Genomic DNA, 15888 nt, shown 5'->3' with positions numbered 1-15888 from the left:
GGCCGTCCAGGCGGCGCTAGCGGAGGCCGTCCAGGCGGCGGTCGGTGCCGCGCGGCCCGGCGGTCGCCTCGCCGGCGGCGATCTCCGGCTCCCAGTCGAAGACGATCGACTCGTCGTGCGTGCCGATGAGCACGGTGGCGCCGGGGGCCGCGCCCGCGTCGGCGAGCGCCGCCTCCACGCCGAGCCGGGCCAGCCGGTCGGCGAGGTAGCCGACGGCCTCCTCGTTGGTGAAGTCGGTCTGCCGCAACCACCGGACCGGCTTCGTCCCGGTGATCAGGTAGGTGTTGTCGCCCATGCTCTTGATCTCGAAGTCGGCGCCGCCGATCTCCTTGGGCCGGATGACCAGGCGGGTCGGCTCGGGTGCGGGCAGCGACGCCCGGTATCCCTGGACCATCTCCGCCATCGCGAACGACAGCTCGCGCAGGCCCTCGTGCGTGGCGGCCGACACCTCGAAGACGCGCAGGCCGCGCTTCTCGAACTCGGGCCGCACCATCTCGGCCAGCTCGCGGCCGTCCGGCACGTCCACCTTGTTGAGGACGACCAGGCGCGGGCGGTCCGACAGCGGCCGGTCGCCCAGGACCCGGTCGTACGCCTGGAGCTCGTTCTCGATGACCTCGAAGTCGCTGATCGGGTCGCGGCCCGGCTCCATCGTCGCGCAGTCGAGCACGTGCGCCAGGGTCGAGGAACGTTCGATGTGCCGCAGGAACTCAAGGCCCAGGCCCTTGCCCTCGCTCGCGCCCTCGATCAGGCCCGGCACGTCGGCGACGGTGAACGTGGTCTCGCCCGCGCTGACGACGCCCAGGTTGGGGACCAGCGTGGTGAACGGGTAGTCGGCGATCTTCGGCTTGGCCGCGGAGAGCGCCGCGATCAGCGAGGACTTGCCCGCGCTCGGGAAGCCCACCAGCGCCACGTCCGCGACGCTCTTGAGCTCCAGCACCACGTCGGACGCGTCGCCGGGCTCGCCCAGCAGCGCGAAGCCGGGGGCCTTGCGCTTGGCCGTGGCCAGCGCCGCGTTGCCCAGGCCGCCCGCGCCGCCCTTGGCGATCACGAACCGGGTGCCCTCGCCGACCAGGTCGGCCATGATCTCCCCGTCCGGCGCCTTGACCACCGTGCCGTCGGGCACCGGCAGCAGGACGTCGTCGCCGTTGGCCCCGGTGCGGTGACCGCCCTGGCCGGGCTTGCCGTTGCCGGCCTTGCGGTGCGGTCTGCGGTGGTACTCCAGCAGGCTCGCGGCGTTGGAGTCGACCACCAGGGTCACGTCGCCGCCGCGGCCGCCGTTGGCCCCGTCCGGGCCGCCGAGCGGCTTGAACTTCTCACGGTGGACGGACGCGCAGCCGTTGCCCCCGTTGCCCGCGGCGACGTGCAGGACCACCCGGTCCACGAACTGGGCGCCTGTTCCTGCGGCCACGGTCTTCCTCCCCATCAGCCCGGATCCCGGGCATCAGCCCGCAAGGGGCTCAAACAGAACAAAGGGGCGGACCAAGTCGGTCCGCCCCTTTGAAAAGTCTTTCCTGACGGCGGTGCTCGTCTGGGGGGCGACCCCCAGACCTCCGCGGGGCGAGTCCACCTGGTCCTCGCTCCGCTGGTGCTCCGCCGCGGTCAGGCGGATCGCTATTCCGCCGGCGGGACGATGCTCACGGCGTTACGGCCACGGTAACGGCCGAACTCGACCTTGCCCGCGACCAGCGCGAACAGCGTGTCGTCGCCACCGCGGCCCACGTTGAGGCCGGGGTGGAAGTGCGTGCCCCGCTGGCGAACGATGATCTCGCCGGCGTTGACGGCCTGGCCGCCGAACCGCTTGACACCAAGGCGCTTGGCGTTGGAGTCGCGGCCGTTACGGCTGGACGATGCGCCCTTCTTGTGTGCCATATCGTCGCCTCCCCTTACTTCCCGGCCTTGATACCGGTGATCTTGACCTCGGTGTAGGGCTGACGGTGACCCATCCGCCGCTTGTACCCGGTCTTGTTCCGGTAGTGCATGATGTTGATCTTGGGGCCCTTGACCGCGCCGACGATCTCGGCGGTCACCTCGACCTTCGCCAGGTCGGCGGGCTTGGTCACGACGTTGTCGCCGTCGACGTACAGCAGCGCCTGGAGCTTGATCGAGTCACCGACCTCGCCGTTCAGCTTGTCGACGGTGAGCACGTCGTCGACGGCCACCTTTTCCTGCCTGCCGCCTGCGCGGACAATCGCGTACACCGCGAAACCCTTCAGTCTGCGCGCGCTTCCGGTCTCACCCGGCCCCGCACGTGGTTCCAGCCCCCGGTTGAGGGCCTACCCTCGGCCGGCGCCGAGAGCGGCACGCCAAAGGACGGTTCCCCTGGCGCTCTCTGCTGTGGGTGACGCTCACCGAGTAAGCCCGCCGGAGCCTCGGTGGCAAGTCGAAAGGCACGCTCGCACGTGCCGACTCATAAGAATACCGGATGCCACGACCGCAAGGCCAACCGCGCGATATTCGCTGGGCCTGGGCCTCCCGCCGTGCCAAGGTGCCCGGGGTGAGCTCATCTCGCCTTGATCTGCTGCGCTGGCAATTCGACCTTACCTGGGCGCTCTTCGAGTACCACCTGGAGCGGCTCGAACCCGACGACGTCCTGTGGGAGCCCGCGGCCCTCACCTGGACGCTTCACCCGAACGGGTCCGGCACCTGGACGCCCGACTGGGCCGAGACCGAGCCCGATCCCGTCCCCGTTCCGACCATCGCGTGGGTGACCTGGCACATCGGCTGGTGGTGGAGCACCGCCGCCGCCCACGTGACGGGCGCCACACCCCCGGAACGCGAGGCGGTCACCTGGCCGGGCGACGCCCCGTCCGTCACCGCCTGGCTGCGCGGCCTCCGCGACGACTGGCACACGACGCTCGACGGCCTCACCGACGCCGGGCTGGACGCCCCGGCCCCCGAGCCCTGGTCGACCACCGCCACCCTGGTCGCCTGGGTGAACGCCGAGCTCATGAAGAACGCCGCCGAGATCGGCCAGCTCCGCCTCCTCCGCCACGCCCGCCCGAACGCCCCCGGGCCCACGGCGTGACCGGAAGGCGGCCCGCTCCGGTGGACGCGGGGTCCCGCGGGGCGGATGCTCGGTTCGGAGGAGGCTCCAAGCCCTCCCGGAGCGGGTGAGGAGGCCCGATGATCGCGACCGTGGCCGTCTTCAGTCTCGTCGCCGCCGCCGTGTGCCTGGTGGTGGGGGCCTTCTCCGCGTTCGGCGTGCGGGACAAGCGCCGGGAGGTCATCGCCGCCATCCGGGTGCCCTCCATCGGCGACGACGCCTCCGCCGGGATGGCCGACCGGTCGCTGGCCGCGACGTTCGACAGCGTGGCCCGGCTCGCGGCGGCACTGAAGGACCTCGACCGCGTCGCCCAGATGTTCACGCTCGCCCTGGGCTTCACCGCCGTGGCCGCCCTGGCCGTCGGCATCGACGCGATCGCTCGGGCGGCCGGCGGCTGAAGGTCCAGCCCGGCCAGGCCCACCATGACGTCGTCGGTGGGCTCGGCCGCCGTGTAACGGACCCGGTACGCGCCGGGCGCGAGGGGTGTCCTCGCGCAGGGGGCAGGTGACGACGACCTCGTGGTGCAGGCTCATTCGGCACATTGTGGACGAATGACTATCCCAGTGATTGCTGGGATGGTTGAATCCGGTCTACCCACGCCAGGGAGACATGTGATGAGAGTTCGTTTCTGGGTCGCTGCGTTCCTGCTCGTTCCCCTGCTCACGGCGACGGCCGGGCCCGCCGAGGCGCGAGCGGCCGAGCCGAAGCCGTTCAAGGGCGCCGCCGCGCCGTGGTTGTGGGCGCGCAGCGGGCTGGAGACCGTGTCGGCGACCGGGCCGAACGACGTCTGGGCCGCCGGCTACCAGGGGTACCAGGGCGTCGACTGGTCCATCCCGGGCTTCGGCGCGGGGACCATCCACGTCCTGCCGCCCAAGGCCATGGTGGTCCGCTGGAACGGCTCGACCTGGCAGACGTACGACATGCCGGGCACCGAGGGCGACGCGGTGATCCAGCAGATCGAGGCCCAGTCGCCGACGAACGTCTGGGCGGTCGGCACGATCCGGCCGAACGACAGCACCGGCAGCAAGCCCTACCTGGCGCACTGGGACGGCTCGGCGTGGCGGCAGGTGCAGCGCCCCGACGACGGCTGCTGGCCCTCGAAGGTCGCGCCCGACTCCACCGGCGCCTGGTTCCCCTGCTGGACCGGGCTGTACCGCTGGGAGAACGGCTCCTGGACCGAGCACGACGCCGGTACGCCGCCCGGCGCCTGCTGCGTCACCATCGGCCAGATCTCCGTGGTGTCCGACGACTCCGCCTGGGCGGCGTCCACCTGGGGGATCCTGCACTGGGACGGGCAGCGCTGGACGAAGGTCCACGACCTGGACGACTCCTACTGGCACACCGTCCTCGCCGTCTCCGACACCGACGTCTGGGTGACCGGCCGCCAGTCCACGGGCGGGAACGTCAACCGGAACGTGACGCTCCGGTGGAACGGCTCGACCTGGCAGGAGGGCCCCGCCACCCCGGCCAACGAACGCCTGATCCGCACCGGTGACGGCACCATGTGGGCCCTCCAGCCGTTCTGGGGCGAGCTCTACCGGCTGGACGGCGACACCTGGACCCGCGTGTATCCGCCGGTGAACGGCGGCCGGCTCACCGGCGGCACGGCCGTCCCCGGAACTCCCTCGATGTGGCTGGTCGGCAAGACGAAGAACGTGCCCGTCGTGATCAACAATTCCTGATCCCCTCGAACCCACCCCTCGGACGCCCCCGCCCCTGCTTCCCCATGCGGGGGCGTTCCGGGTCCCGGTACACGAAGGGCCCCGGCCGTCGCGAGACGACCGGGGCCCTTGTGACGCGCGTCAGTCTTCGGCGCCCGCCTCGGCCTTGGCGCGGGGGCGCCGGGCGCGACGGCGGCGGCCGTTGCCGGCGACGGCCTCGTCCTCGGTGCCGTTGAGCTCGGCGGCCTCGCCCGAACCGGGCTCCAGCGTGCCGGGCACCGTCTCGGTCGCCTCGATCGCGGCCTCGGCGGCGTCGGTGACCGCCTCCTCGTCGGACTCCTCGTCGGGCTTGCCGTTCTGCTGCTTGGCGAGCTTGTCCTCGACGGCCTTCTCCACCTCGCCCTTGCGCTTGCGGCGGCGGCCGCCCTCCTTGCCCGCGGCCTTGCCCTCCGCCTTGGGCTCGACGGGCGTCAGGTGGACGTGGATGCCGCGGCCGTTGCAGGACTCGCAGGTCTCGGAGAACGCCTCGAGCAGGCCCTGGCCGACCCGCTTGCGGGTCATCTGGACCAGACCGAGCGAGGTGACCTCGGCGACCTGGTGCTTGGTACGGTCCCGTGAGAGGCACTCGACCATGCGGCGCAGCACCAGGTCGCGGTTGCTCTCCAGCACCATGTCGATGAAGTCGATCACGATGATGCCACCGATGTCGCGCAGCCGGAGCTGGCGGACGATCTCTTCGGCGGCCTCGAGGTTGTTGCGGGTGACGGTCTCTTCGAGGTTGCCACCCTGACCGGTGAACTTGCCGGTGTTGACGTCGATGACCGTCATGGCCTCGGTGCGGTCGATCACCAGCGAACCGCCGGAGGGCAGCCACACCTTGCGGTCGAGGGCCTTGGCGATCTGCTCGTCGATGCGGTAGGCCGACATGGCGTCCTGGTCGCCGTCCCAGCGCTCGACGCGATCGGCCAGGTGCGGCGCCACGTACTGGACGTAGTCGGCGACGGTGTCCCAGGCGTCGCCGCCGGAGACGACGAGCTTGGTGAAGTCCTCGTTGAAGATGTCGCGGACGACGCGGATCGTCAGGTCGGGCTCACCGTAGAGCAGCGACGGCGCCGAGGCGGTCTTGACCTGCTTCTGGATGTTGTCCCACTGGGCGGCCAGGCGGGAGACGTCGCGCGACAGCTCCTCCTCGGTGGCGCCCTCCGCGGCGGTACGGACGATCACACCGGCGTGCTCCGGCATGACCTTCTTGAGGATCGACTTGAGCCGGCTGCGCTCCTTGTCGGGCAGCTTGCGGCTGATGCCGGTCATCGACCCGTCCGGCACGTACACCAGGTAACGGCCGGGCAGCGAGACCTGGCTGGTCAGGCGGGCGCCCTTGTGGCCGAGCGGGTCCTTGGTCACCTGGACCAGGACGGACTGGCCGGACTTGAGCGCGGACTCGATGCGGCGCGGCTGGCCCTCCAGGCCGGCGACGTCCCAGTTGACCTCACCCGCGTAGAGGACGGCGTTGCGGCCCTTGCCGATGTCGACGAACGCCGCCTCCATCGAGGGCAGCACGTTCTGGACCTTGCCGAGGTAGACGTTGCCCACGTACGACTGGTGCGTCGCGCGGTTGACGTAGTGCTCGACCAGCACGTCGTCCTCGAGGACGGCGATCTGGGTGCGCTCGCCCTCCTGGCGGACCACCATCTCGCGCTTGACCGCCTCGCGGCGGGCCAGGAACTCGGCCTCGGTGATCACCGGCGGGCGGCGGCGGCCCTGCTCGCGGCCCTCGCGGCGGCGCTGCTTCTTGGCCTCCAGCCGGGTGGAGCCGCGCACCGACTGGACCTCGTCCTCGGCCGCGCGCGACTCGACGCTGCGCGCCGAGCGCACGTGGGTGACGGTGTTGGGCGGGTCGTCGGCGACGCCGTCCGAGTCGCCGGTGCCCGAACGGCGGCGACGCCGGCGGCGACGCCGGCTCGAGTTGCCGCCCTCGTCGTCATCGTCGCCGGACTCGTCGTCGGACTGGTCGCCCTCGGCCGCCGGCTCGTCCTTGGACTGCTCCTTGGACTGCGCGTCCTTGGCCTTGCGGGACCGGGACGGCTTGGCGGCCGGGGCGGGGGCCTCCTCGGCGTCGCCGTCGTCCTCGTCGTCGCCCTCGCCGTCCTTGCCGGCCCGGCCACGGCCGCGGCCGCCCCGGCGGCGACGGCGGCGCGACGGGCGGTCGCCGGACTCGTCGTCCTCGTCGTGCTCGGCGGACCCGGCCTCGTCGGCCTCGTCCTCGGGCTCCTCGTCCTTGGGCTCGTCCTTGGGCTCGCTCTTGGGCTTGGCCTTGCTCTTGGCCTTGGCGGGCGCGCTGGTGGGCTCGGGTGCCTGGAAGACGACCATGGGCGGCTGGAAGCTCACCCCCGGCACTCCCCCGGCGGCCTCGCCCGCCTCCTCGGCCTCCGCCGTGGGAACGGACGGGACCTCGGGAACGGCGGGCTCCTCGGCGGTCGCGGCGGCGGTACGGCGGCGCGACCGGGTGCGGGTGGCCTTGGCGGGCTCCTCGGCGGCCGTGGCGGCCTCGGGAGCGGCGGCGGTCTCGGCGACCTCGGCGGTCGCGGTCTCGGGCGCCGCGGCCGGCTCGGAGGCGCCGCCCTGCTCGCCGGCACCGTCTCCGGCGCCCGCGTCGGCGGCCTTCGCGCCGGCGGCCTTGGCCTTGGTGGTCCTGGTGCGGGTGGTCCGCGTCCGGGTCGCCTTCTTGGGCGGCGCGGCCTCGTCGCCGGCCGGGTCAGGTGCCGCGGAGTCCTCCGCCGCCTCGACGGCCTGGGCCGGAGGCGGAGGCGGGGTCTCGGACGCGGCTGCCGCGGCGGCCGCGGCCGCGGTGGCCGTGCTGTCGGCCGGAGCCGGCGGCCGAGGGGTGTCGTCGATCTCGGGCGGCGGGCCGGCCGGCCTGCTGGCGGCACGGCGCCGCGTCCGCGTGGTCTTCACGACGGCCGTCGTGTTATCGGTACTTTCGGCGTTGGCCGAATCAGATTCGTTGTCAAGCATCCGGGCAGTCTCCCGTCAGGTTCCCGGGCGCGACCGTTCGCTCCGCCTCGGGCGGATCGGTGCGGTGCGCCGCACGGGAACTCTCCGTCAGTCGTCGGCGCCGTCGCGTCCGGGCCGTGGCCCGGCTGCGACGACAAAGTCGTCGGGGGTGCGCCCGTCGTTCCCTGCGGGCCGGTTCCGTGGCGTCGCCACGGCTTCGGCCCTTCGATCAGGCGCTGACGGCATCCGCGCTCACGGCTTCGCCGGAGATCGGGAGAGCAGAGCCGTTCGCCGCCACGGCTTCGTCGCCGGACGGCTGCTCGTTCTCCCGGTCGGAATCCAGCGGATCCGCGAGGCCACCGGCGCCCGCGTCGAGGGGCCCCTGCGCCAGCCTGGTCACCAGTGGTGGTGACGGCGGCGCGAGGTCGGCGACCTGGCGCAGTCCGGTGAGGATGTCGTCGGGTCGTACGGCAGGTGTTGTATGCCGAACAACCATTCGAAGTATCGCACAAGGGGCATCGGCCGTCTCTTCGGCGCGCCGGTCCTGCTCCAGAGCGGACACGGCGGCGCGCACGTCGAAGCGGCGTCGTCCCTTCTTTGTGAGGCGTTCCACCTCGATCTCGTCGGCGGCCAAGAAGGCGGCCACGGCCGCGGCGGCGTCGCCGGTGGCGACCCCGTCGAGCCTGATCCGCCACTCGGACGCCTCGAGCCGATCCGCCAGCGAGCCCGGCTTGGCTCCCCCAGAACTGGGCGGAGCCGCCTGAGCATCACTGGTACGCACCTGCCGGACCACCACGACATCCACGATGTCGAGGCCGTCGGGCAGCGCTGCATCGAGCTCGGCCCGTACCCGCGCAGGGTCGCGGGGCTCGGTGAGCCCGATCTCGAGGTACTCGGCCTCACTGGCCACCCCGGTTGCCGCCGCACCCGCATACGAGATCTTCGGGTGCGGAGTGAATCCCGCGCTGAACGCGACAGGAATCCCGGCGCGCCGCACGGCGCGTTCCACGGCCCGGGATATGTCGCGGTGGCTTGTGAACCGCAGCCGGCCGCGCTTGGCATAGCGCACGCGCAGACGCTGGGTCACAGGGGCCGGCGCAGGGCCCTCCGGCATGGGAGCCAGGGCACTAGTCCTTCCTAGTCGCGTCGAGTCGAAAACGTCTCCCTATAGAGTACGGGCACCCCGGGCTCGTTGCGCCCCCGCATGGCCGTGGCGCACCCGCACACCCTTGCGGGCAAGGGCATTACCGGTCCTGGACCTACCCGTTCCCGACCTGCGCGGAACCCCTCAGACCACTGACAGGGGAAGAAGACGCTTACCCGTCGGGCCGATCTGGATCTCCGTGCCCATCGTGGGACAGACGCCGCAGTCGTAGCAGGGGGTCCAGCGGCAGTCCTCGACCTCGGTCTGGTCGAGGGAGTCCTGCCAGTCCTGCCAGAGCCACTCGCGGTCGAGGCCGGCGTCGAGGTGGTCCCAGGGCAGCACCTCGACCTCCTCGCGGTCGCGCACGGTGTACCAGTCGACGCCGACGCCGTGCTCGCCCAGCACCTTGTCGGCGCAGGACAGCCAGCGTTCGAACGAGAAGTGCTCGCTCCAGCCGTCGAACCGGCCGCCGTCCTCCCAGACGGCCCGGACCACGGCGCCGACACGGCGGTCGCCGCGCGACAGCAGGCCCTCGACGATCGACGGCTTGCCGTCGTGGTAGCGCAGGCCGATGGCCCGGCCGTACTCGCGGTCGCCGCGCAGCGCGTCCTTGAGCGCCTTCAGCCGGCGGTCGACGGTCTCGTGGTCGCACTGGGCGGCCCACTGGAACGGGGTGTGCGGCTTGGGCACGAACCCGCCGATGGAGACCGTGCAGCGGATGTCGCGGCGGCCGGTGGCGTCGCGGCCCGCCTTGATCACGCGCTTGGCCATGTCGGCGATGGCGAGGACGTCCTCGTCCTCCTCGGTGGGCAGGCCGCACATGAAGTAGAGCTTGACCTGGCGCCAGCCGTTCTCGTAGGCCGTGGTCACGGTGCGGATGAGGTCGTCCTCGCTGACCATCTTGTTGATGACCTTGCGCATGCGCTCGGAGCCGCCCTCGGGCGCGAACGTCAGCCCGGAGCGGCGCCCGCCGCGCGAGAACTCGTTGGCCAGGGTGATGTTGAACGCGTCGACCCGGGTGGACGGCAGCGACAGCGAGGTGTTGGTGCCCTCGTAGCGGTCGGCCAGGTCCTTGGCGACCTCGCCGATCTCGCTGTGATCGGCGCTGGACAGGCTGAGCAGGCCGACCTCCTGGAAGCCGCTCTGCTTGAGGCCCTCGTCGACCATGGCGCCGATGGTGGTGATCGACCGTTCCCGCACCGGGCGGGTGATCATGCCGGCCTGGCAGAAGCGGCAGCCGCGCGTGCAGCCGCGGAAGATCTCCACGCTGAAGCGCTCGTGCACGGTCTCGGCCAGCGGGACCAGCGGCTTCTTGGGGTAGGGCCACGCGTCCAGGTCCATGACCGTGTGCTTCTCGACCCGCCACGGCACCCCCGGGCGGTTGGGCGCGACCCGCTGGATGCGCCCGTCGGGCAGGTAGGTCACGTCGTAGAACTTCGGCACGTACACGCCGCCCGACGCGGCCAGCCGCATCAGCAGCTCGTCGCGGCCGCCGGGCGAGCCCTCGGCCTTCCACTCCCGGACGACCTCGGTGATCGCCAGCGCGATCTCCTCGCCGTCGCCGAGCACGGCGGCGTCGAGGAAGTCGGCGATCGGCTCGGGGTTGAACGCGGCGTGGCCGCCCGCCAGGACGATCGGGTGCTCGTCGCCGCGGTCGGCGGCCTCCAGCGGGATGCCGGCCAGGTCGAGCGCGGTCAGCAGGTTGGTGTAGCCGAGCTCGGTGGAGAACGAGACGCCGAAGACGTCGAACGCGGCGACCGGGCGGTGCGCGTCGACGGTGAACTGCGGGATGCCCTGCTCCCGCATGATCGCCTCGAGGTCCGGCCAGACCGAGTAGGTGCGCTCGGCCAGCACGCCCTCGCGCTCGTTGAGGATCTCGTAGAGGATCTGGACGCCCTGGTTGGGCAGCCCGACCTCGTAGGCGTCGGGGTACATCAGGGCCCAGCGGACCTCGGCCTCGTCCCAGTCCTTCACCTGGGAGTTGAGCTCGCCGCCGACGTACTGAATCGGCTTCTGCACGCGCGGGAGCACCGGCTCCAGGCGCGGGAAGATCGACTCAATGGGCATGGGGAGTCCTCCAGGGAAGGATTCGTGGGATCAACCACCCAGCCTACCCGGGTCCGGGCAGGTTAGGGCCTAGTCGAAGGGGCGGCGGCGGACGTGGACGGCCTGGAGCAGGCCGAGAGCGATCATGTTGGCGAACGTGGCGGACCCGCCGTAGGAGACGAACGGCAGCGGCAGGCCGGTGATCGGCATGATGCCCAGCGTCATCCCCACGTTCTCGAACGTCTGGAACGCCAGCCAGCAGACCACGCCGGTGGCGACCAGGGTGCCGAAGAGGTCGGCGGCCTGGGTCGCGATCCGCAACCCTCGCCAGAGCACCAGGCTCAGCAGCAGGATGATCACCGCGGCGCCGAGGAACCCCAGCTCCTCCCCCGCCACGGTGAAGATGAAGTCGGTCTGCTGCTCGGGGACGAAGTGGCCGCCGGTCTGCTCGCCGTTGAACAGGCCCTTGCCGGTGACGCCGCCGGACCCGATCGCGATCCGCGCCTGCTGGGCGTTGTAGCCCGCGCCGCGCGGGTCGGCGGACGGGTCGAGGAACGCGGTGAAGCGGGCGAGCTGGTAGTCCTTGAGCAGCCCGAAGAACCACACCGAGAACCCGGCGATCACCGCGCCGCCGGTCAGCCCGGCCAGCCAGCGTTTCTGGACGCCCGAGACGGCCAGCATGCCGAGCACCACGGCGGCGAACACCAGCGTCGTGCCCAGGTCGGGCTGCAACATGATCAGCACCGCGGGGACGCCCGCCAGGCCCAGCGCCAGCAGGACGTCGCGCTGCCCCGGGCCGACCTCGCCGTCGCGCGGCTCGCCGAGGAGCATGGCGAGCAGCACCACCAGCCCGACCTTGGCGAACTCCGACGGCTGGATCTGGAAGCCGCCGCCGAGCACGATCCACGAGTGCGAGCCGTTGATCGTCGAGCCGAGCGGGGTCAGCACCAGCACCAGGCCGACGCACGCCAGCCCGTACAGGATCGGCACGTACGCGCGCAGCAGCCGGTAGTCGAGCACCGTCACCACGCCGCCGAGCACGAAGCCGATGACCAGGTTGAGGATGTGCCGCTTGAGGAAACCCTCGGGGTCCTTGCCCTGCTCGGTCAGAAGCTGGAACGTCGCGGCCCGCACCAGCAGCGCGCCGATCACCGACAGCGCCAGCACGGCCAGGATCAGCGTCCAGTCGAGGTTGCGCAGGCTCGCCAGCCGTCGCTGCCAGACCCCGTGCTCGCCGTAGCCGCCGACGGACCCGACGCCGCCCACGCCGCTGATGCCGCCGCCGCCCAGCCCGCCGATCACGACGGGGCCCCTTCCCTGCCGGTGGCGACGCCGGTGCCCGGCAGCTTGGGCAGCGTGGCGGGCAGGCGGCCGTCCTTGAGCGCCGGCTCCTTGCCGTTGAGGCCGTACATGGCCTCCCAGATCTCACGCACGGCGGGCGCGGCGACCGAGCCGCCGGTGCCGCCCTGGGAGACCATCGCGACGACCGCGAACCGCGGCTTGCCGGCCGGCCCGTACGAGGCGAACCACGAGGTGTCGTCCTTGCCGTAGACCTCGGCGGTGCCGGTCTTGCCGGCCACGGCGACCTTGTCGAAGTCGAACCCGCCGAACGCGCCGGCCGCGGTGCCCTCCGTGGGCACGTCGGCGAGGCCGCCGCGGATGTACTTGAGCACCTTGGGGTCGACCGGCAGCTTCGCCGCCGGCGGCGTCTCGATGCGGCGCACGACCGAGCCGTCCGCCCGCACGACCGCCTGCGCCACCCGCGGCACCACCAGCCGCCCGCCGTTGGCGACGGCCGCGTACGCCCTGGTCAGCTGGAGCGGCGTGACGAGCATGTCGCCCTGGCCGATGGAGAGGTTGGCGGCGTCGCCGGCGCGCCACACGAAGCCCTCGGCGCAGTTCTCCGCCGCGATCGCCTTGACGTAGGCGGCCCGTGTCGGGTCCTTGCGCGCCAGCTCCGGGTAGCCCTCCTTGGCCGCCTTGCAGTCGGCCTTCTTGGTGGCGTTCCAGTAGTCGCGCTTCCACCGCCGGTCCGGGATGCGGCCCGAGGCCTCGCCCGGCACGTCGATCCCGGTGGGCGTGCCGAAGCCCCACTTGCGGATCATCTGGACGATCGGGTCGGACGGGTTCTTCTTCGGCTTGGTGCCGCCGTCGCGCAGCCACGCCTCGTAGGCGAACTTGTAGAAGATCGTGTCGCAGGACACCACCAGCGCGCGGTGCAGGTTCATGCTGCCGAGCGCGGCGCCCTCGAAGTTCTTGAACGCGCGGTTGCCGACCATGAACGAGCCGGGGCAGTTGTAGGTGCCGTTCAGGTCGTAGCCGTCGGAGATCGCGCCGGTCATGGTGGCGACCTTGAACGTGGACGCGGGGGCGAACTGGCCCTGGGTGACCCGCGAGATGAGCGGCTCGCCCTTCTTCTTGCCGAGCAGCCCCTCGTACTCGTCCTGCGAGATCCCGCCGGTCCAGATGGTCGGGTTGTAGGTGGGGTAGCTGGCCATCGCCACCACCCGGCCGGTCTGCACGTCCATCACGACCGCGGCGGCGGAGTCGGCCTTCTTGCCCTGCGAGCGGGCGCTCTTGACGCCGTTCTCCAGCGCCTTCTCGGCCGCCTCCTGCACCTTGGCGTCGATGCTGGTGACGAGGTTGCCGCCGGGGATGGGCGCCTGCTCCTGGGCGGTGCCGGTGACGCGGCCCTGGCTGTCGACCAGCACCTTGCGGAACCCGGGCTCGCCGCGCAGGTCGCCGTCGTAGGTCGCCTCCAGGCCGTCGCGCCCGATCAGGTCGACGCCGCTGTAGCCGGTGACCTTGAGGCCCTTGCGCTTGTCGAGCTCCTCCTGGGTGATCGGCTGGAGGTAGCCGAGGGCCTGCGCCGCGCTGGCCCCCTCCGGCTCCGGGTACTCCCGGACGGCCTGGACCGCGGCCGTCACGCCGGGGTACTCCTCCTGCCGTTCCATGATCTGCAGCGCGCGCTTGGGGTCGACGCGGTCGTCCACCGGGATCGGCTGGTAGGGCGAGCCGGGCCAGCAGGGCCGCTTGACCGTCGGCCCGCACAGCCGGATCTTCTTCTCCAGCTCGGCGGTCGAGGTGCCGAGGGTCCTGGCGAGCCGCGCCAGGACGGCCTTGCCCTTGTCCTTCTGCCGCGAGAGCGAGGTGCGGTCGACCGACACGACCAGGGCGGTGCGGTTGCGGACCAGCGCCCGGCCCGAGCCGTCGAGGATCATGCCGCGGACGGCGGGGACGACGATGTCGCGGGTGCGGTTCTGGGCGGCGATCTCGCGGTAGTGCGCGCCGTCGAGCACCTGCATCGACCACAGGCGCCCCATCAGGACCAGCAACATCGCCCCGACGAGCGCGTACAGCACGACGAGCCGGAAGTGGGTCCGCGAGTTCACAGGCGCGACCCCACTCTGCTGCGGTAGCGGCCGCCGCCGTACCGGGCGGAGGGTACCGAGAAACGGTCGCGGGAGGACGGCCGGTCGCCGCGCTCGTACCGCCGGGTCACGCGCAGCACCGCCCACACGACGAACGGACTGGCGATCACGTCGTACAGCACCTGGAGCGGCACGACCCGGGCGACGATCGTCCAGCTCGCGCGCGGGTCGCCGAGCAGCATGCCGGTCGCCGCGTACAGGACGGTGGCGATGAGCGCGCCGACGGCGACGGCCAGGAACGGCACCAGCGACTGGCGGTCCATCTCGTCGGACGCCAGCCCGCAGATGTAGCCGATCAGGCAGTAGACCAGCGCGTACCGGCCGATCGTGTGGTCGGCGGGCGGGATGATGTCGGCCGCGAGCCCGGCGCAGAAGCCCGCCACCAGGCCGGTCAGCGAGCCGTTGACCAGCGCCAGCGCGACCACGGTCAGCAACACCAGGTCGGGCGTCACGCCGCCGGGCAGCGGCAGCCGGTTGGCCACCGAGACCTGGAGGATCAGCGCCGCCACGATGACGCCCGCCGTCATGACGGTGCGGCCGGCCGGCGATCCCTCTGGTGCGTTCAGCACATCAATCCCCCGATGACGGCTTCGTGGACGGCGTCGTGGACGGCCTGCCGCCCGCCTTGGCGGTCGGCGAGGCGGAGGGCGTCGCCGACGGGCTCGGCGCGGGCTTGGGCGGCAGGACGCTGTCGCGCGGGTCGGTCTTGGGCGGGGCCACCACGACCGCGACCACGTCGAGGCTGGTGAACCGGACGAACGGGCGGACGTAGGCGGTGCGGGTGAGGCCGCCGGCGGGCTGGTCGATACGTTCGACGACGCCGATCGGCACGCCCGGCACGTACGGGCGCTCGCCCTGCGAGCCGAGCGTCACCAGACGCTGGCCGGGGCGCATCGGCGCGTTGGCGTTGAGCAGCTGGAACCGCATCGGGGTGGCGCCGCCGTCGCCGAGGCCGCGGCGGCCGCGGCCCTGCACGATGCCGATCTCCTGCGAGTCCTCCAGGCGGCTGCCGACCGAGGACGCCACGTCGGTGGCGAGCAGCACGGTGGCGGTGGCCGGGCCGACGCGGACGACCCGTCCGACCAGGCCGTCGGCGCTCATCACGGTCATCTCCGGCCGCACCCCGCTGCTGGAGCCGACGTCGATGGTGACGGTGTCCTCGAAGCCCTGCCCGGCGGAGATCACCTTGGCCGCCGCGATCTTGTAGCCGCCCATCCCGGCCGAGCCGAGCAGCCGCTGGAGCTGGGCGGCGCGGGCCTGGTCGAGGCGGCCCGCGCGCAACTGCTCGCGCAACCGCTGGTTCTCACGTTCGAGCCGGTCGGCGCGGCGCCGTTCGCCGGGCGCGTCGGTGATCGCGTCGAAGGTGTTGCCGACCGGGCGCACCACCGCCGCCGACACGCGCTCCACCGGGCCGAACACCGCGGCGCCGACCCCGCGCAGGCCGCGCAGCGGCGAGCCCTCCCCGCCGCGGTAGTCGATCGTGATCAGCGCGAGCGCCGCGACGAGGAGCAGGCCGAGGACCGTACGGGTCCGCCGGGTGTCCTTCACCCACTGACCTCCGTTTTCCTT

13 protein-coding genes are annotated in these 15888 nt (G+C 72.1%); 3 read left to right on the top strand and 10 right to left on the bottom strand.

The window, feature by feature from the left end; all coding sequences use genetic code 11:
• Positions 1-16: 16 nt before the first annotated feature.
• From obgE to rplU, 3 genes are all read right to left on the bottom strand, one after another.
• Positions 17-1408, bottom strand: coding sequence for a GTPase ObgE (obgE, locus tag ABZ810_RS43955; protein WP_358413457.1), 1392 nt, complete (start codon positions 1406-1408; stop codon positions 17-19).
• 203 nt (positions 1409-1611) lie between these two features.
• A complete protein-coding gene (rpmA, locus tag ABZ810_RS43950) occupies positions 1612-1869 on the bottom strand; it encodes a 50S ribosomal protein L27 (protein WP_151571159.1) in 258 nt (85 codons plus the stop codon).
• A 14-nt stretch (positions 1870-1883) separates the two neighbouring features.
• Positions 1884-2198 (bottom strand): 50S ribosomal protein L21, encoded by a 315-nt coding sequence (rplU, locus tag ABZ810_RS43945; RefSeq protein ID WP_358413455.1) that lies wholly within the window; start codon positions 2196-2198, stop codon positions 1884-1886.
• Between the two features lie 296 nt (positions 2199-2494).
• Between rplU and ABZ810_RS43940 the strand changes: the two genes are divergently transcribed.
• From ABZ810_RS43940 to ABZ810_RS43930, 3 genes are all read left to right on the top strand, one after another.
• Positions 2495-3025 (top strand): DinB family protein, encoded by a 531-nt coding sequence (locus ABZ810_RS43940; RefSeq protein ID WP_358413453.1) that lies wholly within the window; start codon positions 2495-2497, stop codon positions 3023-3025.
• Positions 3026-3123: 98 nt separating this feature from the next.
• Entirely contained in the window at positions 3124-3441 is a 318-nt protein-coding gene (locus ABZ810_RS43935) for a hypothetical protein (protein ID WP_358413451.1), read from the top strand.
• 216 nt (positions 3442-3657) lie between these two features.
• Positions 3658-4725 carry a hypothetical protein gene (locus tag ABZ810_RS43930; protein WP_358413450.1) on the top strand — a complete coding sequence of 356 codons (1068 nt, stop codon included), beginning with the start codon at positions 3658-3660 and terminating at the stop codon, positions 4723-4725.
• Between the two features lie 120 nt (positions 4726-4845).
• Here ABZ810_RS43930 and ABZ810_RS43925 read toward each other — a convergent pair whose 3' ends face one another.
• The 7 genes from ABZ810_RS43925 to mreC all read right to left on the bottom strand — a co-directional run bounded on the left by ABZ810_RS43925 (position 4846) and on the right by mreC (position 15867).
• Complete coding sequence (locus ABZ810_RS43925) at positions 4846-7719, bottom strand: Rne/Rng family ribonuclease (protein WP_358413448.1); 2874 nt, start codon at positions 7717-7719, stop codon at positions 4846-4848.
• Positions 7720-7927: 208 nt separating this feature from the next.
• On the bottom strand, positions 7928-8812 hold the full coding sequence (locus ABZ810_RS43920; RefSeq protein ID WP_358413446.1) for a TIGR03936 family radical SAM-associated protein: 885 nt from the start codon (positions 8810-8812) through the stop codon (positions 7928-7930).
• A gap of 174 nt (positions 8813-8986) precedes the next feature.
• Positions 8987-10909: a TIGR03960 family B12-binding radical SAM protein gene (locus ABZ810_RS43915; protein ID WP_358413444.1), complete on the bottom strand. Its 1923-nt coding sequence runs from the start codon at positions 10907-10909 to the stop codon at positions 8987-8989.
• A 69-nt stretch (positions 10910-10978) separates the two neighbouring features.
• Positions 10979-12190 (bottom strand): rod shape-determining protein RodA, encoded by a 1212-nt coding sequence (rodA, locus tag ABZ810_RS43910; protein WP_358413442.1) that lies wholly within the window; start codon positions 12188-12190, stop codon positions 10979-10981.
• Positions 12187-14280, bottom strand: a complete 2094-nt coding sequence (gene mrdA / locus ABZ810_RS43905) for a penicillin-binding protein 2 (RefSeq protein ID WP_358413440.1) — start codon at positions 14278-14280, stop codon at positions 12187-12189. The genes rodA and mrdA overlap by 4 nt, the downstream gene beginning before the upstream one ends.
• Positions 14277-14888 (bottom strand): rod shape-determining protein MreD, encoded by a 612-nt coding sequence (gene mreD, locus ABZ810_RS43900; RefSeq protein ID WP_358413438.1) that lies wholly within the window; start codon positions 14886-14888, stop codon positions 14277-14279. Before mreD ends, mrdA begins: the two co-directional genes overlap by 4 nt.
• 1 nt (position 14889) lies before the next feature.
• Positions 14890-15867 (bottom strand): rod shape-determining protein MreC, encoded by a 978-nt coding sequence (mreC, locus tag ABZ810_RS43895; protein WP_358413437.1) that lies wholly within the window; start codon positions 15865-15867, stop codon positions 14890-14892.
• Between the last annotated feature and the right edge of the window lie 21 nt (positions 15868-15888).

The sequence above is a fragment of the Spirillospora sp. NPDC047279 genome, from assembly GCF_040643285.1.
Taxonomy (GTDB): Bacteria; Actinomycetota; Actinomycetes; order Streptosporangiales; family Streptosporangiaceae; genus Spirillospora.
This window is presented reverse-complemented; position numbering and strand designations above follow the sequence as displayed.